This window comes from Streptomyces spororaveus (assembly GCF_016755875.1).
GTDB lineage: Bacteria > Actinomycetota > Actinomycetes > Streptomycetales > Streptomycetaceae > Streptomyces > Streptomyces spororaveus.
Genome location: NZ_BNED01000005.1, coordinates 4,700,222 through 4,726,889, shown reverse-complemented (window position 1 = coordinate 4,726,889; position 26,668 = coordinate 4,700,222). Strand labels below are relative to the sequence as shown.

Annotated in this window: 28 protein-coding genes; 17 read left to right on the top strand and 11 right to left on the bottom strand. The window is 71.2% G+C overall.

The genetic code is table 11. The features are described from left to right. Window positions 1-255: a MoaD/ThiS family protein gene (locus Sspor_RS23710; protein WP_030387258.1), complete on the bottom strand. Its 255-nt coding sequence runs from the start codon at window positions 253-255 to the stop codon at window positions 1-3. Window positions 256-714: 459 nt separating this feature from the next. On the opposite strand from Sspor_RS23710, the gene Sspor_RS23705 reads away from it, so the two are divergent. Together Sspor_RS23705 and Sspor_RS23700 are read left to right on the top strand one after the other, a co-directional pair. Next, the gene (locus Sspor_RS23705; RefSeq protein ID WP_202200921.1) at window positions 715-1,542 is read left to right on the top strand and encodes a response regulator transcription factor; all 828 of its coding nucleotides are present in this window, start codon (window positions 715-717) and stop codon (window positions 1,540-1,542) included. Window positions 1,543-1,566: 24 nt separating this feature from the next. Beyond that, window positions 1,567-2,589, top strand: coding sequence for a LacI family DNA-binding transcriptional regulator (locus Sspor_RS23700; protein WP_202200920.1), 1,023 nt, complete (start codon window positions 1,567-1,569; stop codon window positions 2,587-2,589). 13 nt (window positions 2,590-2,602) lie between these two features. Here Sspor_RS23700 and Sspor_RS23695 read toward each other — a convergent pair whose 3' ends face one another. Continuing rightward, window positions 2,603-3,673, bottom strand: coding sequence for a DNA polymerase III subunit beta family protein (locus Sspor_RS23695; protein WP_202200919.1), 1,071 nt, complete (start codon window positions 3,671-3,673; stop codon window positions 2,603-2,605). Between the two features lie 141 nt (window positions 3,674-3,814). On the opposite strand from Sspor_RS23695, the gene Sspor_RS23690 reads away from it, so the two are divergent. From Sspor_RS23690 to Sspor_RS23680, 3 genes are all read left to right on the top strand, one after another. Beyond that, on the top strand, window positions 3,815-5,050 hold the full coding sequence (locus Sspor_RS23690; RefSeq protein WP_202200918.1) for a S1C family serine protease: 1,236 nt from the start codon (window positions 3,815-3,817) through the stop codon (window positions 5,048-5,050). A gap of 78 nt (window positions 5,051-5,128) precedes the next feature. Next, on the top strand, window positions 5,129-5,860 hold the full coding sequence (locus Sspor_RS23685; RefSeq protein WP_202200917.1) for a response regulator transcription factor: 732 nt from the start codon (window positions 5,129-5,131) through the stop codon (window positions 5,858-5,860). A 23-nt stretch (window positions 5,861-5,883) separates the two neighbouring features. Next, window positions 5,884-7,299, top strand: coding sequence for a sensor histidine kinase (locus tag Sspor_RS23680; RefSeq protein ID WP_202200916.1), 1,416 nt, complete (start codon window positions 5,884-5,886; stop codon window positions 7,297-7,299). Here Sspor_RS23680 and Sspor_RS23675 read toward each other — a convergent pair. After that, complete coding sequence (locus Sspor_RS23675) at window positions 7,279-8,145, bottom strand: phosphatidylinositol-specific phospholipase C (protein WP_202203815.1); 867 nt, start codon at window positions 8,143-8,145, stop codon at window positions 7,279-7,281. The genes Sspor_RS23680 and Sspor_RS23675 overlap by 21 nt on opposite strands. A 141-nt stretch (window positions 8,146-8,286) precedes the next feature. After that, complete coding sequence (locus Sspor_RS23670; RefSeq protein WP_202200915.1) at window positions 8,287-8,856, bottom strand: TetR/AcrR family transcriptional regulator; 570 nt, start codon at window positions 8,854-8,856, stop codon at window positions 8,287-8,289. Between the two features lie 123 nt (window positions 8,857-8,979). Between Sspor_RS23670 and Sspor_RS23665 the strand changes: the two genes are divergently transcribed. Next, a complete protein-coding gene (locus Sspor_RS23665) occupies window positions 8,980-9,762 on the top strand; it encodes an alpha/beta fold hydrolase (RefSeq protein WP_202200914.1) in 783 nt (260 codons plus the stop codon). A gap of 97 nt (window positions 9,763-9,859) precedes the next feature. Here the strand turns inward: Sspor_RS23665 and Sspor_RS23660 are convergent, their stop codons facing one another. After that, window positions 9,860-11,677, bottom strand: a complete 1,818-nt coding sequence (locus tag Sspor_RS23660) for a bifunctional metallophosphatase/5'-nucleotidase (RefSeq protein WP_202200913.1) — start codon at window positions 11,675-11,677, stop codon at window positions 9,860-9,862. Between the two features lie 168 nt (window positions 11,678-11,845). Between Sspor_RS23660 and mshD the strand changes: the two genes are divergently transcribed. From mshD to Sspor_RS23645, 3 genes are all read left to right on the top strand, one after another. Next, complete coding sequence (mshD, locus tag Sspor_RS23655; protein ID WP_202200912.1) at window positions 11,846-12,772, top strand: mycothiol synthase; 927 nt, start codon at window positions 11,846-11,848, stop codon at window positions 12,770-12,772. A 313-nt stretch (window positions 12,773-13,085) separates the two neighbouring features. Further along, on the top strand, window positions 13,086-15,350 hold the full coding sequence (locus Sspor_RS23650) for an RNA degradosome polyphosphate kinase (protein WP_202200911.1): 2,265 nt from the start codon (window positions 13,086-13,088) through the stop codon (window positions 15,348-15,350). Beyond that, window positions 15,331-16,293: a CHAD domain-containing protein gene (locus Sspor_RS23645; protein WP_202200910.1), complete on the top strand. Its 963-nt coding sequence runs from the start codon at window positions 15,331-15,333 to the stop codon at window positions 16,291-16,293. The genes Sspor_RS23650 and Sspor_RS23645 overlap by 20 nt, the downstream gene beginning before the upstream one ends. Before the next feature lie 94 nt (window positions 16,294-16,387). Here the strand turns inward: Sspor_RS23645 and Sspor_RS23640 are convergent, their stop codons facing one another. After that, window positions 16,388-16,774, bottom strand: coding sequence for a hypothetical protein (locus Sspor_RS23640; RefSeq protein WP_202200909.1), 387 nt, complete (start codon window positions 16,772-16,774; stop codon window positions 16,388-16,390). 561 nt (window positions 16,775-17,335) lie between these two features. Between Sspor_RS23640 and pstS the strand changes: the two genes are divergently transcribed. The 4 genes from pstS to pstB all read left to right on the top strand — a co-directional run bounded on the left by pstS (window position 17,336) and on the right by pstB (window position 21,480). Further along, entirely contained in the window at window positions 17,336-18,472 is a 1,137-nt protein-coding gene (gene pstS, locus Sspor_RS23635) for a phosphate ABC transporter substrate-binding protein PstS (RefSeq protein ID WP_202200908.1), read from the top strand. Window positions 18,473-18,599: 127 nt separating this feature from the next. Next, window positions 18,600-19,592, top strand: coding sequence for a phosphate ABC transporter permease subunit PstC (pstC, locus tag Sspor_RS23630; RefSeq protein ID WP_202200907.1), 993 nt, complete (start codon window positions 18,600-18,602; stop codon window positions 19,590-19,592). After that, window positions 19,592-20,674 carry a phosphate ABC transporter permease PstA gene (gene pstA, locus Sspor_RS23625; RefSeq protein WP_202200906.1) on the top strand — a complete coding sequence of 361 codons (1,083 nt, stop codon included), beginning with the start codon at window positions 19,592-19,594 and terminating at the stop codon, window positions 20,672-20,674. Before pstC ends, pstA begins: the two co-directional genes overlap by 1 nt. Window positions 20,675-20,703: 29 nt before the next feature. Further along, window positions 20,704-21,480 (top strand): phosphate ABC transporter ATP-binding protein PstB, encoded by a 777-nt coding sequence (gene pstB / locus Sspor_RS23620; RefSeq protein WP_202200905.1) that lies wholly within the window; start codon window positions 20,704-20,706, stop codon window positions 21,478-21,480. Between the two features lie 125 nt (window positions 21,481-21,605). Here pstB and Sspor_RS23615 read toward each other — a convergent pair whose 3' ends face one another. Next, window positions 21,606-22,604 carry an inorganic phosphate transporter gene (locus Sspor_RS23615; RefSeq protein WP_202200904.1) on the bottom strand — a complete coding sequence of 333 codons (999 nt, stop codon included), beginning with the start codon at window positions 22,602-22,604 and terminating at the stop codon, window positions 21,606-21,608. A 5-nt stretch (window positions 22,605-22,609) separates the two neighbouring features. Then, complete coding sequence (locus tag Sspor_RS23610) at window positions 22,610-23,230, bottom strand: DUF47 domain-containing protein (RefSeq protein ID WP_008742369.1); 621 nt, start codon at window positions 23,228-23,230, stop codon at window positions 22,610-22,612. A gap of 205 nt (window positions 23,231-23,435) precedes the next feature. Here Sspor_RS23610 and Sspor_RS23605 point away from each other — a divergent pair, with 205 nt between their 5' ends. Further along, a complete protein-coding gene (locus Sspor_RS23605) occupies window positions 23,436-23,750 on the top strand; it encodes a metal-sensitive transcriptional regulator (protein WP_030009310.1) in 315 nt (104 codons plus the stop codon). 119 nt (window positions 23,751-23,869) lie between these two features. Here Sspor_RS23605 and Sspor_RS23600 read toward each other — a convergent pair whose 3' ends face one another. Both Sspor_RS23600 and Sspor_RS23595 read right to left on the bottom strand, forming a co-directional pair. Further along, window positions 23,870-24,016: a hypothetical protein gene (locus Sspor_RS23600; RefSeq protein WP_189973211.1), complete on the bottom strand. Its 147-nt coding sequence runs from the start codon at window positions 24,014-24,016 to the stop codon at window positions 23,870-23,872. A gap of 180 nt (window positions 24,017-24,196) precedes the next feature. Then, window positions 24,197-25,027, bottom strand: coding sequence for an SCO4651 family lipoprotein (locus Sspor_RS23595; RefSeq protein ID WP_202200902.1), 831 nt, complete (start codon window positions 25,025-25,027; stop codon window positions 24,197-24,199). Window positions 25,028-25,158: 131 nt separating this feature from the next. Here Sspor_RS23595 and Sspor_RS23590 point away from each other — a divergent pair, with 131 nt between their 5' ends. The 3 genes from Sspor_RS23590 (at window position 25,159) to Sspor_RS23580 (ending at window position 25,828) form a co-directional block, all read left to right on the top strand. After that, window positions 25,159-25,374: a hypothetical protein gene (locus Sspor_RS23590; protein WP_202204145.1), complete on the top strand. Its 216-nt coding sequence runs from the start codon at window positions 25,159-25,161 to the stop codon at window positions 25,372-25,374. Window positions 25,375-25,478: 104 nt separating this feature from the next. Then, on the top strand, window positions 25,479-25,691 hold the full coding sequence (locus Sspor_RS23585) for a hypothetical protein (RefSeq protein WP_202200901.1): 213 nt from the start codon (window positions 25,479-25,481) through the stop codon (window positions 25,689-25,691). Further along, complete coding sequence (locus Sspor_RS23580) at window positions 25,691-25,828, top strand: hypothetical protein (protein ID WP_202200900.1); 138 nt, start codon at window positions 25,691-25,693, stop codon at window positions 25,826-25,828. Before Sspor_RS23585 ends, Sspor_RS23580 begins: the two co-directional genes overlap by 1 nt. Window positions 25,829-25,879: 51 nt before the next feature. On the opposite strand, the gene Sspor_RS23575 is transcribed toward Sspor_RS23580, so the two are convergent. Continuing rightward, the gene (locus Sspor_RS23575; protein ID WP_202200899.1) at window positions 25,880-26,596 is read right to left on the bottom strand and encodes a phosphatase PAP2 family protein; all 717 of its coding nucleotides are present in this window, start codon (window positions 26,594-26,596) and stop codon (window positions 25,880-25,882) included. Window positions 26,597-26,668: the final 72 nt, after the last annotated feature.

Sequence of the window (26,668 nt, the reverse complement as noted above, 5' to 3'; positions counted from 1 at the left end):
TCACCCGCCCGCGAACGGCGGGAGCACCTCGACGGTGCCCCCCTCGGTCAGCGGCACGGAATCGTGCGGGCGCTTGCCCACAGGCTCGTCGTTCACGAGGAAGGAGCAGCGCAGCAGGACCCGGGTCAGCTCCCCCGGGTGCCGTTCCCGCACGGCGTCGAGCGCCTCGGCGAGCGTGCCCGCCGAGTACGGCTCCTCCGCCGTCTTGGCCGCGGCCTTGGCCGCCGCCCAGTAGCGGATGGTTCCGGTTGCCACTGCAGCTCCTATCGTCGGCTCTCTACCGTCGGCCTCCATGATGGCCCCTCCCGCCGCTGACCCCGGCGTGCCCCGACGCGCCGGGTGTGCGCCGGGCCGGTCCGGCGGCACCGATCGGCGGCCCCATGTCCCGTGGAACGGGGCTCAAGCTGGGCATCCGCGTGGGATGAACCACAGAAGTCGAAAACGGAAGAGCCTCGGCCGAGCCGGGGCGGGTGGGCTATTCTGCTTGGCGAGAGGATCCGGGCAACGTTGCCCCCGGGTCCTTTTGTGCTTTCAGCACGTTGAACGAGACGAGAACAGTGGTATCCATACGGACCCCAGGGCGCGGGGACCGCAGGGACACCCGGCAAGCCGTACGAAGCAGTACCGCGCACGTCCTCGACGGGACCGAGGAGGAACCGACGTGATGGACCAGCGAACCGTGCACCACCGTCCGACCCGGGCAGGTGGTCGGTCGTGAGCTCACTCCTGCTGCTCACCAACGCCCTGCAGCCGTCCGCCGAGGTACTGCCCGCCCTCGGCCTGCTGCTGCACAACGTCCGGGTGGCCCCGGCCGAGGGCCCCGCCCTGGTGGACACCCCGGGAGCCGATGTCATCCTCGTGGACGGCCGCCGCGACCTGCCGCAGGTGCGGTCGCTGTGCCAGCTGCTCCGCTCCACCGGACCCGGCTGTCCGCTGATCCTGGTCGTCACCGAGGGCGGCCTGGCGGCCGTCACCGCCGACTGGGGCATCGACGACGTCCTCCTGGACACCGCCGGACCGGCCGAGGTCGAGGCGCGGCTGCGCCTGGCCACCGGCCGTCAGCAGCTGGGCTCGGACGACTCCCCGATGGAGATCCGCAACGGCGACCTGTCGGTGGACGAGGCCACGTACTCCGCCAAGCTCAAGGGGCGGGTGCTGGACCTCACCTTCAAGGAGTTCGAGCTGCTCAAGTACCTCGCCCAGCACCCGGGCCGGGTCTTCACCCGCGCCCAGCTGCTGCAGGAGGTGTGGGGCTACGACTACTTCGGCGGCACCCGGACCGTCGACGTGCACGTACGGCGGCTGCGCGCCAAGCTCGGCCCCGAGCACGAGTCCCTGATCGGCACGGTCCGCAACGTCGGCTACCGCTTCGTCACGCCGGAGAAGGTCGAGCGGGCGGCGGCGGAGGCCGCGGCCCAGGCGGCGGCCCAGGCCGCGTCCCGGACCGCCGCGCAGACGGCCGCGCAGCCGGCTCCGGCCGTCACCCGATCGGCCGAAGACCCTGTGAGCATCCACTCGGCCGGACGCCCTGCCCAGAGGTAGGTCACCCCGCGTAGACTGCCGCGCGTGGCCAAGGTGACGCGGGATGACGTTGCACGACTTGCGGGTACGTCTACCGCCGTCGTGAGCTACGTCATCAACAACGGACCCCGGCCGGTCGCCCCGGCCACGCGCGAGCGTGTCCTCGCCGCGATCAAGGACCTGGGCTACCGCCCGGACCGGGTCGCCCAGGCGATGGCTTCGCGGCGCACCGACCTCATAGGCATGATCGTCCCGGACGCCCGGCAGCCGTTCTTCGCGGAGATGGCGCACGCGGTCGAACAGGCCGCAGCCGAGCGCGGGAAGATGGTGCTGGTCGGCAACTCCGACTACCGCACCGAGCGCGAGGTCCACTACCTGCGGGCCTTCCTCGGCATGCGGGTGTCGGGCCTGATCCTGGTCAGCCAGGGCATGAGCGAGCAGGCCGCCAGCGAGATCGAGGCCTGGGACGCCCGGGTGGTGCTGCTGCACGAACGCCCGGAGGCGATCGACGACGTCGCGGTCGTCACGGACGACGTCGGCGGCGCCCAGCTCGCCACCCGGCACCTGCTGGAGCACGGGCACGAGTACGTCGCCTGCATCGGCGGCATCGAGAACACCCCCTCCGTCGGCGACCCGGTCGCCGACCACGTCGAGGGCTGGCGCCGGGCCATGCAGGAGTCCGGCCGCTCGGTCGAGGGCCGGCTCATCGAGGCCCCGTACAACCGCTACGACGCGTACAAGGTCGCCCTGGAGGTCCTGGCGCGGCCCGACCGGCCGACGGCCATCTTCTGCGCCACGGACGACCAGGCGATCGGTGTGCTGCGCGCCGCACGCGAGCTGCGCATCGACGTGCCCGGGGAACTGGCCGTCGCGGGCTTCGACGACGTCAAGGAAGCCGCCCTCACCGACCCGCCGCTGACCACGATCGCCTCGGACCGCCCGGCGATGGCCCGCGCGGCCGTGGACCTGGTCCTGGACGACGGCCTGCGCGTGGCAGGCTCCCGACGGGAACGGCTGAAGCAGTTCCCGTCGGCTCTGGTGATCCGCCGCTCCTGCGGCTGTCGCTGACGCCGGACGCGGGTCACGCGTCCAGCGTGCACGGCATCAGCAGCGAGAAGGCGTCCTCGGTGTCGGAGCGCAGGAGCACGAGCGGGGCCTTGGGGCCGACGTACTCCAGCAGCATGTCGTCGCCGACGGCGAGCGCGTCGAGGAGGAAGCCCGGGTTGACCCCGACCCGGTCCCCGTCGACGCCGTAGCCGGAACCGGACCCAGCGTCGGATGCCGCGTCGGAGGCCTCGTCGGCGACGGTCACGGTGTCCGTCAGGACGAGGGCGCACCTTTCGCCGTCCTGCCCGCCGAGGGCCTCCCGCAGGGCCGGTACGTCCAGCGGGATGCGGCGGCCCTCGGGGAGCCGCGTCAGGCGGCGGTAGTCGGGGAACTCCTCGCCCAGGCCCTGTCCGGCCACCCGGCGGCCCTGCGTCTCCAGCTCGACCCGGTCGCCGTCCACGGTGAGCCGGGCCGGGGAGTCGTCGGTGAGCACGGCCCGCATGGCGTCGGCGAGCGGTGCGGGCACGGCCAGCTGGACCCGCTCGCCGCCGTGGCCGGCGGTGGACGCGCGGGCCACGGCCATCCGGTAGCGGTCGGTGGCCACGAGGTGCAGGTCCGTCCCCTGCACGTCGAAGAGGATCCCGCCGAGCACCGGCAGCTCGGGGTCGGTCCCGACGGCGAAGCGTACGGAGTCCAGCGCGGCCGCGAGCTCCATGGCGGGCACGGTCAGCCGGGTGGTGGGGGCGGTGGTGGTGGTCATGCTTCTCTCCTTGTGTCCGAGTCGCGCGCGTACCGCGGAGAGCGCGCCGCGCGCATCGGCGAGCTCGCGTTCGAGCCGTCGCAGGTGCCCGTCCAGCAGCCGGGGCACCAGGCCGGTGTCCCCGCCGGACCAGGCCGCCAGGACCAGCCGGATGTCCGCGAGCGGCATCCCCGCCTGGCGGAGCCGGGCCAGCAGCCGGGCCTCGTCGAGCTGTTCGGGCGCGTACCAGCGGTATCCGGTCGCCGGATCCACCCGGGCGGGCGGCAGGACGCCCGCCCGGTCGTAGAAGCGCAGCGCGCTCACGCCCAGCCCGCTGTCGCGGCCCATCTCGCCAATGCTGTGCATCTCGCTCTCCACACCCGTGACTCTGGGACCTCCACCAGGTCGAGGGTCAAGGCCGGTTCTCATGCGCGTCGTACGCGGTTCTGTCGGGCTTCTCAGGCCTGACTCAGGAAGCTCTCATGATCGGCGGTCAGAGTCGTCGTCATGACCGACAGCTTCCGCCGCGAAGGCGAGTACCCGCAGGAGAACAGCCCGGCCCCGCACGCGCCGTTCGGCGCGTACCCCGCGGCCGGGGCAGGGGCGGCGGCCTACCCGCCGCCGCCCTCGTACCCGCCCGCCGCACCCGGCTGGCACGAGGCGCACCAGCCGCAGCCGCAGGTCATCCGGGGCGAGACGGTCCCGGCGGGCGCGGGCGGCGCGGGCGAAGGCGGCGGGTACGAGGGCGGCGGGTACGAGGGCAGCGGGTCTCACGGTCCCGCGCACGCCGCGGCTCCCGCGCCCCGCGCCAAGCGGCCCGTGGCCCTGCTCGCCGCTGTGGCGCTCGCCGCGGCCCTGGTCGGCGGCGGCACCGCGGCGGCCGTCCAGCAGCTGATGGACCGGCAGGCGGGCAGCACCGGCGGGGTCGACGGCACCACGGTCTCGCAGTCCAGCTCCGGCACCGTCGCCGGAGTCGCCGAGCAGGTCAGCCCCTCGGTCGTCCGGATCGACGTCCGCACCGGCTCCGGCCAGGGCACCGGCTCCGGCATCGTCCTGACCTCCGGCGGCGAGATCGTCACCAACAACCACGTGGTGAGCGGCGCCGCCGAGATCCAGGTGACGATGAGCGACGGCAAGAAGTACCCCGCCAAGATCGTGGGCACCGACCCCGACAAGGACCTGGCCCTGATCAAGCTCCAGGGCGCCTCCGGGCTGAAGCCCGCCGTGCTCGGCGACTCCGGCGGCGTCAAGGTCGGTGACCAGGTCGTCGCCATCGGCTCCCCCGACGGCCTCACCGGCACCGTCACCAGCGGCATCGTCTCCGCGCTGAACCGCGAGGTGAAGGTGCCGAAGTCGGAGCAGCAGTCCCCGCAGGGCCGGCAGCAGGGCGAGGACAGCTGGCCCTTCTCCTTCGGCGGCCGCCAGTTCAACGGGGACACCGGCTCCGACACCACCTCGTACAAGGCCCTCCAGACGGACGCCTCCCTCAACCCCGGCAACTCCGGCGGCGCCCTCGTCGACATGAACGGCCGGATCGTGGGCATGCCCTCGGCGATCTACTCCCCCGCCTCCGGCAACTCCGCCGCCGGCAGCGTCGGCCTCGGCTTCGCCATCCCGGTCGACACGATCAAGGCCGACCTGGACTCCCTGCGCAAGGGCGGCCCCGGCGGTGCGGGCTCCTCCGGCACGGACACCGGCTCCGGATCCGGCTCCGCCGCCAACGGCTTCGGCACCAGCTTCTGACGCACCCGTGCGAGGCTGGAGGCGCCGCCGCCACGTGCCGCACCCCACGGCCGACCACCACTTCCGGGAGACCCATCCATGAACCCCGCCGAAGGCGAAGCGCGGATCCTCGTCGTCGACGACGAACCGGCCGTACGCGAGGCCCTGCGCCGCAGTCTCGCCTTCGAGGGGTACGCCGTGCAGACCGCCGTCGACGGGCTCGACGCCCTCGACAAGGCGGCCTCGTACTCCCCCGACCTGATCGTCCTGGACATCCAGATGCCCCGGATGGACGGGCTGACGGCCGCCCGCCGGCTGCGGTCCTCCGGCAGCCGCACACCGGTCCTGATGCTCACCGCCCGCGACACCGTCGGCGACCGCGTCACCGGCCTCGACGCGGGTGCCGACGACTACCTCGTCAAGCCGTTCGAGCTCGACGAGCTCTTCGCCCGCGTCCGCGCCCTGCTGCGCCGCAGCTCCTACGCGGCCCCGCAGGCCACCGGCGAGAGCCACGAGGACACCCTGACCTTCGGCGACCTGCGCATGGACCTCGTGACCCGCGAGGTCACCCGGGCCGGGCGGCCGGTGGAGCTGACCCGGACCGAGTTCACGCTGCTGGAGATGTTCCTCGCGCACCCGCGCCAGGTCCTGACCCGCGAGCAGATCCTCAAGACCGTCTGGGGCTTCGACTTCGAGCCCAGTTCCAACTCCCTGGACGTGTACGTGATGTACCTGCGCCGCAAGACCGAGGCCGGCGGCGAGCCGCGCCTGGTCCACACCGTGCGCGGGGTCGGCTACGCCCTGCGCGCCGGCGAGAGCGGGCCCGAGTGAGCCCGGTGGCCAGATTCCGCGCGATGCCACTGCGCTCCCGCCTCGCCCTGCTGGTCACGGTGGCGGTGGCACTCGCCGTCGCAGCCGTGGCGGCGGTGTCCTGGGTGATGGTCCGCAGCCAGCTCCGCGGCCAGCTCGACCGCTCCCTGATGGCGACGAACGTCGGCGCCGAGCTGGACCGGATCGTGCTCCAGAACAACTGCCTCCCGCCGCCGCAGCAGCCGCGGCAGCAGACCGCCGGGAATCTGGGCGCGACCGTCCAGATCGTCCTCCCCGACGGCCGGCACTGCTGGGTCGCCGGGCCGACCGCCCTGCCGGTGACCGAGGCCGACAAGCAGATCGCGGCCGGCCGGCGGGCCAAGACCCTGCAGACCGTGACGACCTCCGCCGGCGTCGACATGCGCGTCCTCACGATCCCGGTCGTGGCCCCGGACACCGGCCAGGTCTTCGGCGTCTCCATCGCCAAACCGCTCGCCGACATCGACAAGCCGCTGTCCACCCTCGCCTGGGTGCTGCTCCTGGTCTGCGGCATAGGAGCGGTGGGCGCGGGCGCGGCCGGGCTGTGGGTGGCCCGTACGGGACTGCGGCCCGTCGACGAACTGACCGAGGCCGTCGAGCACATCGCCCGCACCGAGGACCTGACCGTACGGATCCCCGACGAGGGCGACGACGAGATCGCCCGCCTGTCGCGGTCCTTCAACTCGATGACGGCGGCCCTCGCCTCCTCCCAGGAGCGGCAGGCCCAGCTGATCGCGGACGCCGGGCACGAGCTGCGCACCCCGCTGACCTCGCTGCGCACCAACATCGAGCTGCTCGCCCGCAGTGAGGAGACCGGCCGGGCCATCCCGCCCGACGACCGGCGGGAGCTGCTCGCCTCGGTCAAGGCGCAGATGACGGAGCTGGCCTCGCTGATCGGCGACCTGCAGGAGCTGTCCCGGCCGGACGCGGCCGCCCCGGGCCGGCTCGCGGTGGTCCCCCTGCACGAGATCGCCGACGCCGCGCTGTCCCGGGTCCGGCTGCGCGGTCCGGAGCTCCGCTTCGACTCGGACCTGCGGCCCTGGTACGTACGGGGCGAGGCGGCGGCGCTGGAGCGGGCGGTGGTCAACGTCCTGGACAACGCGGTGAAGTTCAGCCCGCCGGGCGGCACGGTCGTGGTGACGCTGCGGGCGGGGGAGCTGACCGTACGGGACCACGGTCCGGGCATCCCGGCCGAGGACCTGCCGTACGTCTTCGAGCGGTTCTGGCGGTCCGAGTCGGCCCGTGCCCTGCCCGGCAGCGGTCTGGGCCTGTCGATCGTGGCCCGTACGGCGGCGCGTGCGGGCGGGAGCGCCGAGCTGCGGGCGGCGGCCGACGGCGGCCCGGGCACGGAGGCGGTGCTCCGTATCCCGGGGGCGCCGACGCCACCGCCCTCCGAGCCGTCAGTTGTGCCGGATCAGTGAGGTCACCAGGCCGGATCGGGTGTTCGGGAAGTCCATGGGGACGACGCCGAGCCCGGTCCGGCCCGACATCTCCGCGCCGTCGACGAAGCCGTGCACCTGCGGGTTGAGCCGGTCGGAGTTCCAGCGCGGCGGCATGTACGCCGCGGTGCTGACGTAGTTCACGAAGAGCTTGCCGGGCTGCTGGACGGCCTTGCGGAAGTGGTTCTCGATCCGGCCGCGCTTGGCGAAGGGCTCGGTGTTGTAGTCGTCCTGGATGTCGAAGACATTGCCGTCGCCGTAGCGCAGGCCGGGCAGGCCGCCGTTGTCGGCGAGCAGGACGACCTTGCCGCGGGCCTGTCCGAGGGTGGGCAGGGTGTCGGCGATCCGGAACAGGGGCCGCCAGCCGCGGTGGTCCAGGTAGTCGTCGAAGACGGCGCGGAAGGTGGCGTCGCTCTCCCCGGAGTACTCCTGCTTGACGCGCATCAGCACGGTCTCGGAGGGGTGCGCGGCGAGGAAGTTCCAGCAGGCGACCAGGACGTCCCCGAACATCAGGTCCTGGAAGAAGGCCGCGTGGTGGATGGCGAAGGAGCCGCCGGTGACGCGGCAGCGCACGTCGAGGAAGCGGATGCCGGAGTCGAGCTGCTGGGCGATGGAGGTGTTCTGGCAGGCGACGTAGAGGCCGCCCTTGGTGGCGCCGGAGTCGTGGGTGCCGGGGATGGTCATGCGCTGGAGGGCGGTGGAGTCGCCGAGGCCGGCCATCCAGTCCTGGGTGCCGAGGGCCGCCGCGGAGGCCGGGGCGGACGCGGCTCCCAGTCCGAGGGCCGCGCCCGCGGCCAGGGCCCCGGCGAGGAAGGTCCGCCGCCCCATTCCCGTGCCCGTTCCGGTGGTTCCGGTGACCCCGGTACCCGTGCCCGTGCCCATGCCGATGCCCATGCCCGCCCCTTTGCCGACCCGGTGATGGCCGGATTATGGCGTGCACACGTCAGAGTTACTACCCGTCGGTAGTGGTCAGTCTTCGAGCAGCTCGACCATCTCGCGCAGCCCCCGGAGCAGCCCGCGGCCGTCCGGCGCCCCGGCCGGATCGGTCAGGGCCTGCACCATCACCCCGCTCAGCAGCGCGATGTGCAGCGACCCGAGGGACCGCACGTCCTCCTCCGTGACGTCGGCCACCGGCACCCCGCGCAGCGCGGCGGCCACCATCCGGCGGTTCCGGCGCTGCCCTTCCGCCAGGATCGCGAGCAGCTCGGGCGAGGACTGCGCGTGCACGAAGGCCTCGACGGAGGCCAGCCACAGCCAGCGCATCTCGCCGAAGTCCCGGATCTTGCGGTCCCAGGTGTCGGCGTAGCGCTCCCCGGCGGTCTCCCCCTCACCGGTGAGCCGGCCGGAGCCCGCGGCCCACTCCTCCATCGCGGCGAAGAGCGCCTGGTTGAGCAGGGCCTCGCGCGATCCGAAGTGGTAGCCGATCGCGGCCATGCTCACCTCCGCGGCCGTGGCGATGTCGCGCACGGTCGAGCGCAGATAACCCTTCTCCTCCAGGCAGCGCCGGGCTCCGGCCAGCAGGTCCTCGCGATTTCCCATGCCGGGATCGTATCCACCGCACCTTCTTGGGCGCTTGCGCAAGACAGCTGTATTGCGCGCTTGCCCAAATGCTGGCAGGGTGGAGCCATCGGAAAGATCCACGGGCCCACGGGAGGCACGACGATGCGCCACGAGCTGAAGATCGACGACCGGACCCTCTCCTACATGGACTTCGGCGGCCCCGGCCGCCCGCTCCTCGCCCTGCACGGCGGCATGTCCGAGGCGCTCGCCTTCGCCGGCCTCGCCGAGGCCCTGGGCGACCGGTGGCGGGTCATCGCCCCCGACCAGCGCGGCCACGGCGCGTCCGACCGGGCCCCCGACTACCGCCGCGAGGGCTACGTCTCCGACGCCGTCGCCCTCCTCGACCACCTGGGCCTGGACGCCCCCGTCGCCCTCCTCGGCTACTCCCTCGGCGGACTCAACGCCTACCACCTGGCCGCCTCCCACCCCGACCGCTTCTCCGCGCTCATCGGCGTCGACGCCACCATCGAGATCCGCATCCCCACCGGACCGAACTGGTTCGACTTCCTCGGCGGCCTCCCCTACACCGCCCCCACCCGCGAGGAACTCCTCGCCGCCGCCGGACCGGCCGCGCCCTTCATCGCCGACGCGGTACGCCCGCTCCCCGACGGCAGCGGCTGGCGCCTGGCCTACCACCCCCAGGACATGCTCGACTCCATCCGCGCCTGCGAGGGCGACCACTGGGACGCCTGGCTCGCGAGCACCTGCCCGGCCCTGCTGGTCCACGGCACCCGCAGCCGGGCCCTCACCCGGACCGTGGCCGACGCGATGACCACCCGGCGCCCGAAGACCTCGTACACGCCCCTCGACGGCGACCACTTCGTGCCGTTCACCGACCCGGAGGGGTTCCACGCGGCCGTCGGGACGTTCCTGGCCACCCTCTGACCCCTGCGCCGACCCCGCGCCACGGGGGTGCCCGGGGAACGCCGAAGGGGCGGCGGGCCCATGGCCCGCCGCCCCTCCAGGGCTACCGCACGCGGTGTTACTTGACGACGGTGATCCGGTTCGCCGCCGGCGGGGCGATCGGGGCCGCCGCCGAGGAGTTCTTCGTCAGGTAGGCGTTGAAGCAGTCCAGGTCGGACGCGCCCACCAGCTTGTTCTTGTGCTCCTTCAGGACGGTGAAGCCGTCACCGCCACCCGCGAGGAACTCGTTCATCGCGACCCGGTAGGTCTTGGCGGGGTCGAGCGGCACGCCGTTCAGCTTCACCGAGTCCACGACGACGCGGTCCGCGCCGGCCTTCGTCATGTCCAGGGTGTACGTGAAGCCCTTCGACACCTGCAGGATCTTCGGGTTCGGCCCGTTGACCGGTCCGCTGACCTGCTGCTGGAGCGCGGTGATCAGCTGCGCGCCGGTCAGGTCCACGATGTTCATCATGTTGGTGAACGGCTGGACCGTGAAGGACTCGCCGTACGTCACCACACCGTCGCCCTCGTCACCCGAGGCCTTGTAGGCGAGGTCCGAGCGGATGCCGCCCGGGTTCATGACGGCCAGCTGCGCGCCACCCTTGTCCGCCGGAGCGAGCGCTTCGAGCTGCGCGTCGGCGATCAGGTCGCCGAGCGGCTTCTCGGGCGCCTCGGAACCGCGGCCGGGGATGTCGGCCGAGATGAAGCCCTGGGGACGGTTGGCGATCGGGGCCGCCAGCGCCTTCCAGCGGTCGATCAGCTCGGTCATGTCCGGGGCCTTCGGCTGCTCCCGGCCCACGATCTTGTTCACCGGCTTCGGCGAGGTGACCGGCGTACGGACGATGTCCTTGGTCTGCCGGTCGTAGGTGAGGGTGGTGTCGGTGAACAGGCGGCCGATGGAGGCGGCCGAGGTCACCGTACGCGGGTTGCCCGCCGGGTCGGGGATGTTGCAGGCGTACGCCTGGTGCGTGTGGCCGGTGACCAGGGCGTCGACCTTGGCGTCCACGTTCTTGGCGATGTCCACGATCGCGCCCGAGATGCCGGCGCCGGCGCCCGGGACGTCGCAGTCGTAGTTGTACGCGCCGCTGGCGGGCAGACCGCCCTCGTGGATCAGCGCCACGATCGACTTCACGCCCTGCTTGTTCAGCTCGGCGGCGTACTTGTTGATCGTCTCGACCTCGTCGCCGAACTTGAGGCCCTTGACGCCCTCGGCGGTCACGACGTCCGGAGTGCCCTCCAGGGTGACGCCGATGAAGCCGATCTTCACGTCCCCCTTCTTCCAGATGAAGGTGGGCGACATCAGCGGACGCTTGGTCTTCTCGTCCGTGACGTTGGCGGCGAGGTACTGGAATTCGGCGCCGGTGAACTCCTTGCCGTACTCGAAGCAGCCCTCGACCGGGTGGCAGCCGCCGTAACCCATGCGGCGCAGCTCGGTCTTGCCCTCGTCGAACTCGTGGTTGCCGACGCTGGAGACGTCCAGGCCGATCTTGTTCAGGGCCTCGATGCTCGGCTCGTCGTGGAAGAGCCCGGACAGCATCGGGCTGCCGCCGATCATGTCACCGGCGGCGGCCGTGACGGAGTACTCGTGGCCCTTGCGGGCCTCGCGCAGGCTGGTCGCGAGGTACTCGACACCGCCCGCGGGTATGGCCTTGGTGGTGCCGTCGGCCTGACGCTCGGTCACGGTGCCGGAGGAGCCCTGCGGGGGCTCCAGGGTGCCGTGGAAGTCGTTGAACGACAGCATCTGTACATCGACGGTCCGGCTCTTCGCCGCACCGCCACCACTCGCGGCACCGGCCGGAAGTGCGGCCGCGACCATCGCGCCGGCCCCGGCCGTGACGGCGAGAGCGGTGAGGGTCAACCGGCGGGTTCGGCGGTGCCGTTGTGGCGTCGCTGACATTTAGTCCCCTTATGTGACAGCGGTAAGACTTGGGAGGTCCGCCGAAGCCTAAGGTCAACGCGCGTAGCTCTACCAGGGGGTAGGGGTATCGCGTTGGTTACGCGCAGAAGAAGCACCGACCACGCGCCCGCACTCCACCCCTCCCCGCGACGGTCGTAGGCTCGTGCCATGACTGACGCAGCAGCGGCCCTGGAGCCCGGACGGCAGATTCAGACCCTCGACGAGCTGACGGAGGAACAGGCGCTCGCCGTACTCGACCTCATCGAGGACGCGGCCCGTACGGACGGCACCACCGCCGTGTCCGAACAGGGCCGGCTCCAGCTGCGCGGCGGCCCGCGCGAGGGGATCCGGCACTTCCTGCTCACCGAGGGCGGCCGACTCGCCGCCTACGGGCAACTGGAGGACACCGACCCGGTGGAGGCCCCGGCCGCCGAACTCGTCGTGCACCCGGCCCTGCGCGGCCGCGGGCACGGGCGGGCCATGGGCACGGCCCTGCTGGCCGCCTCCGGCAAGCGCCTGCGGGTATGGGCCCACGGCGGCAAGTCGGCCGCCCGGCACCTGGCACAGGTCCTCGGCCTGACCCTCTTCCGCGAGCTGCGCCAGCTGCGCCGTCCGCTGGCCGACGGGGACCCGCTGCCGGAGCCGGTGCTCCCGCCCGGGGTGACCGTACGGACCTTCGTGCCCGGGGCCGACGACGCGGCCTGGCTCGCGGCGAACGCGGCCGCCTTCGCCCACCACCCGGAGCAGGGCTCGCTGACCCGGCGCGACCTGGACGACCGGATCGCGCAGCCGTGGTTCGACCCCAAGGGCTTCTTCCTCGCGGAGCGCGACGGCGAGCTCGTCGGCTTCCACTGGACCAAGGTCCACGCGGCGGAGCAGCTGGGCGAGGTCTACGTGGTCGGCGTCCGCCCGGGCGCCCAGGGCGGCGGCCTCGGCAAGGCCCTGACCGCGATCGGCCTGCGCCACCTGGCGGCCCAGGGTCTGCCGACGGCCATGCTCTACGTGGACGCCGACAACCCGGCGGCCCTGGCCGTCTACGCGGGCCTCGGCTTCACCACCCACGAGGTCGACCTGATGTACCGCACGGAAAGCTGACCGCCCCGGCCCCGCCGGATCCGGCCCCGCCGGGCCGAACCCGCCCCGCCGGCGTTCGAGGCGCGGGTCCGGGCAGCGGCCCGGCGGGGGCCCGGGGGCGGCGCCCCCGCCACGGCGCCGCACCGGCACGTGCTCCGGCGCACCCCGCACCCGCCGGGACGCAGTCGTGCACCCCGCCGGACCCGGGAAGCCACACGCCATTAACCAGGCATTCAGACGCGCTTGCGACTCTCCCCCAATGCAACCCCGACTCCGACTGACAGCCGACTCTTCCGACGTGCCTGTCCTCCCGCGTGCGCGGAAGAATGGAGTCATGAGCCACCAGCCCAGCGCAGGCCCCACCGAGGTCCCCGCCCAGCACCCGTCTCACACCCCCGCCGCCGCCCCCGGCCGCGCCGTCACCGGAGCCCACGCCCGCATAGGCTCCATCTCGGCGCACCGCCCGCACGTCGACCTGGAGCCCGATCTCGACGCGGATCTGGACGCCTACGACGACAAGGACGGCGACGAGCTCCCTCCGGGGCGCTTCCTCGACCGGGAGCGCAGCTGGCTCGCCTTCAACGAGCGGGTGCTGGAGCTCGCCGAGGATCCGACGACGCCCCTGCTGGAGCGCGCCAACTTCCTGGCGATCTTCGCGAGCAACCTCGACGAGTTCTTCATGGTCCGCGTGGCCGGCCTCAAGCGGCGCATCGCGACCGGAGTCGCCACCCGTTCGGCCTCCGGCCTGCAGCCCCGCGAGGTGCTGGACCTCATCTGGACGCGCTCGCGCGAGCTCATGGCCCGCCACGCCGCCTGCTTCCAGCAGGACATCTCCCCGGCCCTGGCCGAGGAGGGCGTCCACCTGATCCGCTGGCCCGATCTCACCGAGAAGGAGCAGGCCCGCCTCTTCACCCTGTTCCGCAACCAGATCTTCCCGGTGCTGACCCCGCTGGCCGTGGACCCCGCGCACCCGTTCCCGTACATCTCCGGCCTCTCCCTCAACCTGGCCGTCGTCGTACGCAACCCCGTCAGCGGCCACCGCCACTTCGCCCGGGTCAAGGTCCCGCCGCTCCTCTCCCGCTTCCTGGAGGCCTCCCCGCAGCGCTACGTCCCGCTGGAGGACGTCATCGCCGCGCACCTGGAGGAGCTGTTCCCCGGCATGGAGGTGCTCGCGCACCACATGTTCCGGGTGACCCGCAACGAGGACCTGGAGGTCGAGGAGGACGACGCCGAGAACCTGCTCCAGGCCCTGGAGAAGGAGCTCATGCGGCGCCGCTTCGGCCCGCCCGTGCGCCTGGAGGTCGAGGAGTCCATCGACCCGGGCGTACTGGACCTGCTGGTCCAGGAGCTGAAGGTGAACGCCTCCGAGGTCTACCCGCTGCCCGGCCCGCTGGACCTGACCGCCCTCTTCGGGATCGCCTCGCTGGACATCCCGGAGCTGAAGTACCCGAAGTTCATCGCCGGCACCCACCGCGACCTCGCCGAGGTCGAGTCCGCGTCCGCGCCCGACATCTTCGCCGCCCTGCGCGAGCGGGACGTCCTGCTGCACCACCCGTACGACTCCTTCTCCACCTCGGTGCAGGCCTTCCTGGAGCAGGCGGCGGCCGACCCGGACGTCCTCGCCATCAAGCAGACGCTCTACCGCACCTCCGGCGACTCCCCGATCGTGGACGCCCTGATCGACGCCGCCGACTCCGGCAAGCAGGTCCTCGTACTCGTCGAGATCAAGGCCCGCTTCGACGAGCAGGCCAACATCAAGTGGGCGCGCAAGCTGGAGGAGTCCGGCTGCCACGTCGTCTACGGCCTGGTCGGCCTCAAGACCCACTGCAAGCTGTCGCTCGTCGTCCGCCAGGAGGGCGAGACGCTGCGCCGTTACTCGCACGTGGGCACCGGGAACTACCACCCCAAGACCGCCCGGCTCTACGAGGACCTCGGCCTGCTCACCGCCGACCCGCAGGTCGGCGCGGACCTCTCGGACCTCTTCAACCGGCTGTCCGGCTACTCGCGCCGCGAGACCTACCGCCGGCTGATGGTGGCCCCCCGCTCGCTGCGGGACGGACTGATAGCCCGGATCGACAAGGAGGCCGCCCACCACAAGGCCGGCCGCCCCGCCTACGTCCGGCTCAAGATGAACTCGATCGTCGACGAGGCCCTCATCGACTCGCTCTACCGGGCCGCCCAGGCGGGCGTGCCCGTCGACATCTGGGTGCGCGGCATCTGCGCGGTGCGCCCCGGAGTCCCCGGGCTCTCGGAGAACATCCGGGTCCGCTCGATCCTCGGCCGCTTCCTCGAACACTCCCGGGTCTTCGCCTTCGGCAACGGCGGCGAACCCGAGGTGTGGATCGGCAGCGCCGACATGATGCACCGCAACCTCGACCGCCGTATCGAGGCACTGGTCAGGGTCGCCGACCCGGCCCACCGCGCGGCACTGGACCGGATGCTGGAAACCGGGATGTCCGACGCCACCTCCTCCTGGCACCTGGGCCCGGACGGCGAGTGGACCCGGCACAGCACGGACGCGGACGGCCAGCCGCTGCGGCACGTACAGGAGACGCTCATAGACGCCCGGAGGCGCCGGCGTGGCTCAGCCAAACCATGACCCGATTACGGCGACGGCGGACGCGGGTGCCGTGCTCGGCACGTACCTGCGTGCGCAGGCCACCGCTTTCCTGCGCGCACTGCGCCTGCACGGTGAAAGCACGGCGAGCGGGGCCGACGCCGCCGACGGAAACGACGCGGCGCGCAGCCTGCGGGGGGCTGCGCGCCGCATCAGCGGATCCCTGGCCACCTTCCGGGTGGTGACCGAGTCCTCCTGGGCCGACGGGCTGCGCACCGAGCTGGTGTGGCTGTCCTCGACGCTGGCCGACGAGCACGCGTACGCCGCCCGGCTGGCCCGGCTGATGGACGCACTGCACCGGCTGTCGGGGTCCCCGGAACTGCCGGCTCCGCGCGGCTCGGCCGGCGCGCTGACGGTGGGCTCGGCGCGGGCCGGCGCGCTGCTGGAGCGGCAGCTGACCCTGGCCCGTACGCGCGCCCACTCGGCCACCCTCCAGGCTCTCGGCTCCTCCCGCTTCCACGCGGTGGCCGACGCGGTGGCGGTGCTGGCCTCGGAGGTCCCGCTGGACGCGGTCGCGGCCCGGGGACGGGTGTCGGAGGTACTCGTCCCCCTGGCGGCCGTGGCCGAAACCCGCCTGTCGGCGGCGGTCGCGGCACTGCCCCCCGTCGACGCGGCCCATCCGTACAACGCGGACCACGACGGGCTCTGGCACGAGGTACGCCGCCTGCTCCGGGTCCACCGGTACGCGCGGGAGGCGCTCGGCGAGGACGTGGCGCGGCCGGCCGCTGCGGGCGAGGCCCTGGACCGCCACCGTGACGCGGCCGAGGCCGCGACCGCCTCGGCGACGGCGGCCCGCACCCCGCGCATCGCCCCGGCGACGGCCTACGCCCTCGGCGTCCTGCACGCCGACCAGCGCCACGAGGTCGAGGCGGCCCGTCTCGCTTTCCAGCACCTCTGGCTTCCGGAGCCCGCGGTCACGCCGTAACACACCACACCCCGTGGCGCAGGTGCGCCACGGGGTGTGTCGGAGCCGTGTATTTCGGCCAGGGCGGACGGCCCTGGCCGAGCCGGGACGGAAGTCAGCCGCAGAAGCCGCCGAACTCCAGGTCGCCGTAGTAGCCGCTCACGGTGTGCACAACGGCCTTCACGCGGATGCACCGGCCCGGGGCGCTGATCGAGATGGGGCCCGCCTGCTCCGCGAAGTTGCCGACATCGGAGGCCGACTGCCCCCCTACCGCCCACAGGTGGACTTCCAGCCGCGCCCTCGTACCGAATTCCCCGAGGCCCGTGCGGCGGTTCACCACACAGTTCTTCCCGGTGGCCCCGTCGTAGTACAGGTAGACGTTGCTCAGGTTGAATCCTTCATTCCGCTCGGTGACGGAGTAGCTGGCAATCTTCTTGCCGGGACATCCGTACTGCGTGGCGGCGCTGGCCGTCGGCGCCATCGCGATCACGCCTCCGAGCATGACGCCGAGGCTCGCAAGAACCGAAACAGATCTCTTCAGCATCCTCTGCATCAACCCCCATTGCCATTCAAGGATTTGGACGATCCGATCCTCACCACGGACGGACAGCACTGTCAAACGGTATATACGACCGACCCCATTGCCGCCGCTGTCCAGAATTCGAGTGATGCCGGAATTTCCGAAAACCGCCGCCCGGACTCCTCAACCGGATTCCACTTCATTACATCGACGACACCCCCACCACTGCCGCTCTCCGATTCCCGGGGATTCGAATATCCTCCAGTTGCGCGGCAGGGAGCGTCCTCCCAGGCGTAAACTCGATCACCGCCCGATCCGGCGGGGACGGACCCGGGGCCCTCGTGACACACCCGCCCTTACGTCGAGGTTCACCTTCCGTTCACTCACCCCGGTCGATCGCTTCACCTGTTCTGCCTAATTTCGGTGATGCACGGAGCGAGTCGCCCGCAGACGGAGCAGCTCAGCCGCGCACCACCGATGTCCTCTTCGCACGCCGCCCCGATACAGAAAGCGGCCGGCGGCTTCTGGAAGGAACACCCGAAAGTGAAGCTTCAGCGCAAGAACATGCTTCGTGCCTCCGCCCTCGGGGCGCTTGTCGTGTCCGGCGCCCTGGTCCTCACGGCGTGCGGCTCGGACGACAACACCAAGACCGCCGACGGCACGGCGAAGCCGTCCGCGGCCGCCGCGGGCGACATCAAGTGCGACGACGCCAAGGGCAAGCTGCTGGCGTCCGGCTCCTCCGCGCAGAAGAACGCTATCGAGCTGTGGATCAAGAACTACATGGCCGCCTGCTCCGGCGTCGAGGTGAACTACAAGTCCTCCTCCTCCGGTGAGGGCATCGTCGCCTTCAACCAGGGCGGCGTCGGTTTCGCCGGCTCCGACTCCGCGCTGAAGCCGGAGCAGGTCGAGGAGTCGAAGAAGATCTGCACCGGTGGCCAGGGCATCAACCTGCCGATGGTCGGCGGCCCCGTCGCCCTCGGCTTCAACGTCGCCGGCGTGGACAAGTTGAACCTGGACGCCGCCACGGTCGCCAACATCTTCAACGACAAGATCAAGAAGTGGGACGACGAGGCGATCAAGAAGCTGAACCCCGGCGTCACGCTCCCCTCCACCGCCATCCAGGCCTTCCACCGCTCCGACGACTCGGGCACCACCGAGAACGTCACCAAGTACCTGAAGGCCACCGCCCCCGACGCCTGGCCGTACGAGCCCGCGAAGAAGTGGTCCGCTCCGGGAGGCCAGGCCGCCTCCGGCTCGGCGCAGGTCGCCGCCCAGGTCAAGCAGGTCGACGGTGCGATCGGCTACTTCGAGCTTTCGTTCGCCAGCTCGCAGGGCATCAAGACGGTGGACCTGAACACCGGCGCCTCCGCCCCGGTCAAGGCCTCCGGTGAGAACGCCTCCAAGGCCATCGCCGCCGCCAAGGTCGCGGGCACCGGCTCCGACCTGGCCCTCAAGCTCGACTACACCACCAAGGCCGAGGGCGCCTACCCGCTCGTCCTGGTGACCTACGAGGTCGTCTGCGACAAGGGCAACAAGGCCGAGACGCTCCCGACCGTCAAGTCCTTCCTGAACTACGCCGCCTCGGACGCGGGCCAGAAGGTCCTCCTCGAGAACGGCTACGCCCCGATCCCGGCCGAGATCAACGCGAAGGTCCGCGAGGTCGTCAACACCCTCGGCTGAATCCTGACCCCAGGTCCGGTCCGCTCCCCCGTCCGGGGGCGGACCGGGCCGGGACCCTCCCCTTCACCCGGGGGAATCCGGTGCACCGCCGCCAGGGGGCCTGCCCCCCACACAGACCGGAAAGACCATGGCTTCCACCACACCCACCCAGATAGACACGGCTCCGCCTGTCACCCGTAGCGGAGGATCGTCCACCGGCCGCGCCGGCGACAAGATCTTCGCCGGGCTCTCCAAGGGCTCCGGCATCCTGCTCCTGGTGATCATGGCGTCGATCGCCGTCTTCCTCACCTACCGCGCCGCGATCGCCCTGTCGAAGAACGAGGGGAACTTCCTCACCACCTTCGACTGGAACGCGTCGGCCAACCCGCCCGTCTTCGGCATCGCCGTCCTGCTCTTCGGCACCGTCGTCAGCTCGATCATCGCGATGGCCATCGCGGTTCCGATCGCTGTCGGCATCGCCCTGTTCATCTCGCACTACGCGCCGCGCAAGCTGGCCGCGCCCCTCGCGTACACGGTCGACCTGCTGGCCGCCGTACCGTCGATCATCTACGGCATCTGGGGCGCCCTCTTCCTCGTCCCGCAGCTGAACGGCCTGAACCTCTGGCTCGACGAGTACCTGGGCTGGACGTACGTCTTCGACAAGACCCAGGTCGGCGTCGCCCGCTCGCTCTTCACCGTCGGCATCCTGCTCGCCATCATGATCCTGCCGATTGTGACCAGCGTCAGCCGTGAGGTCTTCCTGCAGGTCCCGCGCATGAACGAGGAGGCCGCCCTGGCCCTCGGCGCGACCCGCTGGGAGGTCATCCGCATGTCGGTGCTGCCCTTCGGCCGCTCCGGCGTCATCTCCGCCTCGATGCTCGGCCTCGGCCGCGCGCTCGGCGAGACCATGGCCGTCGCGACCGTCCTCTCCCCGAGCTTCCTGATCTCCGGCCACATCCTGGACCCGGGCGGCGGCACGTTCGCTCAGAACATCGCCGCGAAGTTCGACGAGGCCAACGAGTTCGGCCGCGACGCGCTGATCGCCTCCGGTCTGGTCCTCTTCCTGCTCACCCTGCTGGTCAACGGTGCAGCTCGCCTGATCATCGCTCGCCGCAAGGACTTCTCGGGGGCGAACGCCTGATGAGCCACGCACTCCAGGACCAGCGGCCCACCCGGGCCCACAAGTCCGCCGCTCCCGTCGGCCTCACCCGCGGCGGCCTGCCCCGCTGGGCCCCGGCCGGCATCGCGGCCCTCTCGATCGCCCTCGGCTGCGGCATCGGCCTCGTCTTCGGCCTCCACAGCAAGATCCAGTGGGGTCTGATCGCGTCCCTGCTCTTCGTCGCCGTCACGTACACCGCGAGCGCGGTCGTCGAGAACCGCCGCCAGGCCAAGGACCGCGTCGCGACCGCCCTCGTATGGGTCTGCTTCGTCCTCGCGGTCATCCCGCTGCTCTCGCTGATGTGGACCACCATCAGCCGCGGTCTGGAACTCCTGAGCGGGAACTTCCTCAGCCACTCCATGAACGGCGTGACCAGCTTCGACGAGGGCGGCGGCGTCTACCACGCCCTGCTCGGCACCATCGAGCAGGTCGCCCTCGCCACGCTGATCGCGGCCCCCATCGGCCTGCTGACCGCCGTCTACCTGGTCGAGTACGGCAAGGGCACCCTGGCCAGGTCCGTCACCTTCTTCGTCGACGTGATGACCGGCATCCCCTCCATCGTCGCGGGCCTGTTCATCCTGACGACCTGGAACCTGATGCTCGGCTTCGGCCCGTCCGGCTTCGCCGGCGCGATGGCCCTGTCGATCCTGATGATGCCGGTCGTGGTCCGCTCCACCGAGGAGATGCTCAAGCTCGTCCCGAACGAGCTGCGCGAGGCCGCCCTCGCCCTCGGTGTGCCGAAGTGGCGCGTGATCCTCAAGGTCGTGCTCCCGACCGCCATCGGCGGTATCTCCACCGGCGTGATGCTGGCCGTCGCCCGCATCGCCGGCGAGACCGCCCCGATCATGCTGCTGGTCTTCGGTACCCAGCTGATCAACGGCAACCCCTTCGAAGGCGCCCAGTCCTCGCTCCCGCTCTACATTTGGGAGCAGTACAAGGTCGGCAGTGAACCCTCCTACGACCGGGCATGGGCCGCAGCGCTCGTCCTGATCGCCTTCGTCATGATCCTCAATCTGGTGGCCCGCGGCATCGCCCGCTGGAAGGCCCCGAAGACCGGTCGCTGACGCGACTCATGAAAGCGAAGTGACCCCTCATGGCGAAGCGAATCGACGTCTCCGGACTGTCCGCCTTCTACGGCAGCCACAAGGCCATCGACGACATCTCGATGACCGTGGAGCCCCGCTCCGTGACGGCCTTCATCGGCCCCTCCGGCTGCGGCAAGTCCACCTTCCTGCGCACCCTCAACCGCATGCACGAGGTCACCCCCGGCGGCCGCGTCGAGGGCAAGGTCCTGCTGGACGACGAGAACCTGTACGGCACCGGCGTGGACCCCGTCGCGGTCCGCCGCACGGTCGGCATGGTCTTCCAGCGCCCGAACCCCTTCCCCACCATGTCGATCTTCGACAACGTGGCGGCGGGCCTGCGGCTGAACGGCAGCTTCAAGAAGTCCGAGCTCACGGACATAGTCGAGAAGTCGCTCCAGGGCGCCAACCTCTGGAACGAGGTCAAGGACCGCCTCAACAAGCCCGGCTCCGGCCTCTCCGGCGGCCAGCAGCAGCGTCTGTGCATCGCCCGCGCCATCGCGGTCGAGCCCCAGGTCCTGCTGATGGACGAGCCCTGCTCGGCCCTCGACCCGATCTCCACGCTGGCGATCGAGGACCTGATCGGCGAGCTCAAGGAGCGCTTCACGATCGTCATCGTGACGCACAACATGCAGCAGGCGGCCCGCGTCTCGGACCGCACCGCCTTCTTCAACCTCTCGGCCGTCGGCCAGCCCGGCAAGCTCATCGAGCTCGACGACACGGACCGGATCTTCTCCAACCCGTCCGTCCAGGCGACCGAGGACTACATCTCGGGTCGCTTCGGCTAAACCGGGACCGCGCGTCCTGCGGTGCTGCATGGCGGTGCCACCGCAAGGCGAAAGAAAAAGGGCCGGCTCCCCCTGGGTGGGGGGAGCCGGCCCGCTTTCGTCCGTGGACTCCGCGCAGCGCGGGGCTAGACGAACGCCAGGTCCACGATCCAGAAGCACAGCGCGGCCACCAGGGCCGCCGCCGGCATCGTGATGAACCAGCCGAGGACGATGTTCTTGGCGACGCCCCAGCGGACCGCGTTCACACGCTTGGTCGCGCCCACACCCATGATCGCCGAGGTGATCACGTGGGTGGTGGAGATCGGCGCGTGGAAGAGGAACGCCGAGCCGAACATGATCGAGGCGCCCGTGGTCTCGGCCGCGAAGCCCTGCGGCGGGTCCAGTTCGATGATCTTGCGGCCGAGGGTACGCATGATGCGCCAGCCACCCGCGTACGTACCCAGCGACAGCATCACGGCGCACACGACCTTGACCCAGACCGGGATCGCCTCGTCGGCGGTCTGCACATCGGCGATGACCAGGGCCATCACGACGATGCCCATCGTCTTCTGCGCGTCCTGGAGACCGTGGCCGAGCGCCATGGCCGCCGCCGACACCGTCTGCGCGATACGGAAGCCGTGCTTGGCCTTGTGCGGGTTGGACCGGCGGAACATCCACAGGATGGCCACCATCACCAGGTAACCGACGACCAGACCGACGACCGGCGAGACGAACATCGGGATGACGACCTTGTCGAGGACGCCCGACCAGATCACCTCGGTACCACCGGCCAGCGCCGCGCCCACCATGCCGCCGAAGAGCGCGTGCGAGGAGGACGAGGGCAGGCCGAAGTACCAGGTGATCAGGTTCCAGACGATCGCGCCGACCAGCGCCGCGAAGAGGATCCACATGCCCGTGGCGCCCGTGGGCGTCTCGATCAGACCCTGGCTGACCGTCTTGGCCACGCCGCTGCCCAGGAAGGCACCGGCGAGGTTCATCACGGCGGCCATCGCCAGGGCCGCGCGCGGGGTCAGCGCCCGCGTGGAGACGGACGTCGCGATCGCGTTCGCGGAGTCGTGAAAACCGTTCGTATAGGTAAAACCGAGCGCGACACCGATGGTCACGACCAGAGCGAAGGTGTCCACGAGGTTCAGGACTCCTTGACCGCGATGGTCTCCACCGTGTTCGCAACGTGCTCGAACGCGTCGGCCGCCTCTTCGAGCACGTCGACGATCTGCTTGAGCTTCAGCACCTCGATGGCGTCGTACTTGCCGTTGAAGAGCTGGGCGAGCAGCTTGCGGTGGATCTGGTCGGCCTGGTTCTCAAGGCGGTTGACCTCGATCCAGTACTCGGTGAGGTTGTCCATCGTCCGCAGGTGCGGCATGGCCTCGGCGGTCAGCTCGGCCGCCCGCGCCAGGACCTCGATCTGCTGCTCGACACCCTTGGGGAGCTCCTCCACGTTGTAGAGGACGACGAGGTCGACGGCCTCCTCCATGAAGTCCATGATGTCGTCGAGCGACGAGGCCAGGTTGTAGATGTCCTCGCGGTCGAACGGCGTGATGAAGGAGGAGTTCAGCTGGTGGAAGATCGCGTGAGTGGCGTCGTCCCCCGCGTGCTCCGCTGCCCGCATCCGCTCCGCGATCTCGGCCCGGGCGGAGGAGTCCGCTCCGAGCAGTTCCATCAGGAGCTTGGAGCCCGTGACGATGTTGTCCGCGGATGCGGCGAACATGTCGTAGAAGCTCGTCTCCCTGGGGGTCAGACGAAATCGCACGTGAGGTCCTCGGGGTGCATTGGATTCGGTCAGGCTGATGCTAGGCGCATCCCCCGGCCACGGCTAACCGGCCGTTCCCCAGTGTCCTCCATCGGGCAGAGTGAGGACCACGGACCCCTGCCCCGGGCGGCGGGGCCCAGTACCCTATACCCATGAGGGGTATGCGTTCGCATGCACCCCTCGTTCCGGACCACGGGAGGACCGTATGACGACCATCGAGGCGGAAGGCTCCGGAGCCGTCCACGGCTACCACCACCAGAAGGACGAGCACCTCAAGCGGCTGCGCCGGATCGAGGGCCAGATCCGCGGCCTCCAGCGGCTCGTCGACGAGGACGTCTACTGCATCGACATACTCACCCAGGTCTCCGCGAGCACGAAGGCACTGCAGTCCTTCGCGCTCCAGCTGCTGGAGGAACACCTGCGGCACTGCGTCGCCGACGCCGCGGTCAAGGGCGGCACCGAGATCGACGCCAAGGTCGAGGAAGCCACGAAGGCCATCGCCCGCCTCCTCCGCACCTGACCCCACACCCCCGGCCCCGCCGGCGTTCGAGGCGCGGGGTCTGGGGCGGAGCCCCGGCAGCGGCGCGGCAGGAAGGCCGACGACCCCGCCAGGCCCGACCCCAGCCGGGAGGCGACCGGCTACCGCCCGAGCAGGACCTCGTCGATCCGGTCCAGACTGAGCCGCTCCTCGACCGCCGCCGAGGCGGCGATGATCAGCTCACCGCACAGCTCGATCTCGGCGAGAGCAACGTGGTCCTGCACCGTCGTACCGCCTGCGGGAGTCACGCGTGTCACCTCAATCTGCCACCGGCCACCGGCCGTCATCGGTCATACCGCACCGCACCACGCGCCGGCGCCCGGCTTCTCAGCGTAGGGAGCCCGTGCCGTCCCCCGCATGACACGGATGGACCATTTCCGGATACCGGGCCATGGCCCGATCGCGTCGCCCGTCCCTCGCCCGCCCCACTAGTCGGCGATCTTCCCGGCGTAAATGTCCCCGTTTGCGGGCAAAACAACGGTCACCGGCGTCCCGAACCCGTACAGCAGCGTGGTCGACGACACATCGATCACGCCATTGTTGACGTACGTGAACCGGTGCCTGACCTTCCGCAGGCGCCCTTCCTCGTCCAGGTAGGCGTCGAACGGCACCGTGTCCGTGCTGAACCCTTTCGCCGCCGCCGCCAGCGCCCCCCGCGTCTCCGGTGACGCGCTCCCCGCCGCCCGCCCGATGTCCGTGGTCCCCCGGTAGTGCCGCACCCTGGTGCCCGCCACCTCGGTCTCCCCCACGTACGTCACCTCCTGCGCGCCGCGCAGCAGCTCGGCCGCGACCAGCGGATCGGTGGCCCCGCCCGTGACCAAGTTCCCGTCGTTCAGGGTCGTCGTGTCGACCCGTACCCACTTGTCGTCCGGGACGCCCGCGCCCCGGTTCTTCATGTAGAGCGCGCCCGGCACGAGCAGCTCGGTGATGGGCCGGTGCTCGGCCTTGCCCTTCACGTCGGCCGGGAGCATCACAAGGAGCTGGCCCATCCGCTTCTTGAAGTCGACGCCGCCCTCACCGCGGATCGTGACCCGGGTGCCTCCCGTGGCCATCTCCATGGCCGTACGGGCCCGGGCGCTGCCGGTCCTCGCCAGTGCGTCGGCGGCCCCGCGGACCACCGCCGCCGGGTCCGCCGGAGCCCGGCCGTCGCTCGCGTCGCCCGCGCACCCGGCCATCGTCGTGACCGCCAGGGTGACGCCGACGGCGAGCACCGCCTCACCCGCACGCCCGCGCGGTCGCCTGTGCTGGTGATCCACCATCGCCTGCCAACCCCCAACGCATGACCGCTGCTTGCCCGAGGCCCCCACCCGCTCCGCTTAACGAGGTCCGGGGTTTCCCGTCACGGGGGCGCACCCTCCCCGCGCGCCGCCCGTCCCGGTACCGTGGACGTGTGGAACCGCACACCGAAGCGACCCTGGTCCCTCCGCTTGATTCCCTGCCGCTCCCGCGGCCGCAAGCACAGCCGGAGCCACCGACCGGCCACACCACATCCACCGCCGAGCGCGGATCGTTCTGCCTGGCCGTCTGCACGTGCGGCTGGAGCGGTCCGGCCCGCCGCTCCCGCGACCTGGCCCGCAAGGACGCCACCCGCCACACGGCGGCCTAGGGGGTGTCTTTCGGATCGTGGCCCGGCACGATCCCAAAGAGACGGCCTCGCCCGTTCGGACGGCCCGGCTGGCCGGGGCACGCCGCAGCGGATGCCCTTGACTCATGCCAGGTTCCGCAGCCCGCCTCGCGACCCTCCTCTGGGCCCTGCTCATCGTGTCCGCCCCGGCCGCCGCGGCCTGGGCCGGGCCCGTGGGCTCGGCGGACCACCCCGCCGACGTGGCCCTGGCCATCGGGCTCACCTCGGCCGCGGCCGCGGCGACGGGCTGGTGGCTGCGGTCCCGGTACCGCCGCGAGGCCGACGGCGGTGATCCCTGATGCCCTGGAGCCGTACCCGCACCCGTACCCGGCCGCGCTCGCGGCCGAAGGCGGTACGGATGTGCTTCGGGGCGGCGGTGCTGTGCCTGCTGGCGGCCGCGCTGCTCGCCGTATGGAACTCGTACGCGCAGAGCTGAGAGCCGAGAGCTGAGTGCCGATGGTCCCGCGCCCGCACCGCCACCGCGGTGTCAGGCGGCGAGGTCGCTCTCGTGCGCGGGCGGGGTCTGCGCCTGCGGCAGGCCGACGGGCCGGGGCAGCGCGGGGTTCTTGGATCGTACGAGCCGGCCGGCGCGCCGGGAGCGGGCCACCGCCCGCACCATCCGGGTCAGCACGGCCATCGCGAGCGGCGCGAGCATGAGCACCACGGCGGTGCCGAGCGCGAGGCCGCCGATGACGTCGGTCGGGTAGTGGATGCCCATGTACACCCGGCACAGGCCTTCGGCGAACGCCAGCCCGATCCCCACGAGGCCGTACTTCCGGTTCGCCACGAACAGGCCTACGCCCAGGGCCATCGCGAGGGTGGTGTGGCCGCTGACGAAGGAGAACTCGGTGCGTCCGAGCCCCCAGCCGAAGCCGGGGTCGAGCACGTGCAGGCCCTCGTGCTGACGGAACGGCCTCGGCCGCCCGACGAATTCACGCAGCGGCACATTCACGAGCAGCGCCAGCCCGGCGGCCAGCGGGGCCCAGACGAGCCCGGCGCAGGTCTCGACGGCGGTGGCCTCGTCCTGCCGGCGGGCGCCGCGCCAGCACCACAGGACCAGGAGCACCAGGGCCAGCAGGATCCCGTACTCCCCGGCGAAGCCCACGACCCGGTCCAGCCAGGCCGGAGCGTGCCGGGCCGCTCCGTTGATCTCGTACAGCAGGCTGACATCCACGTTCGGCCCACCTGTTGTGAGTCCAGCCATGGTGATGCGGCCCCTTGCCCTTGCCGTGGTTCTCCTGTGGGACGCACCCCTGTGTGCGCCCCTCCACCCCCA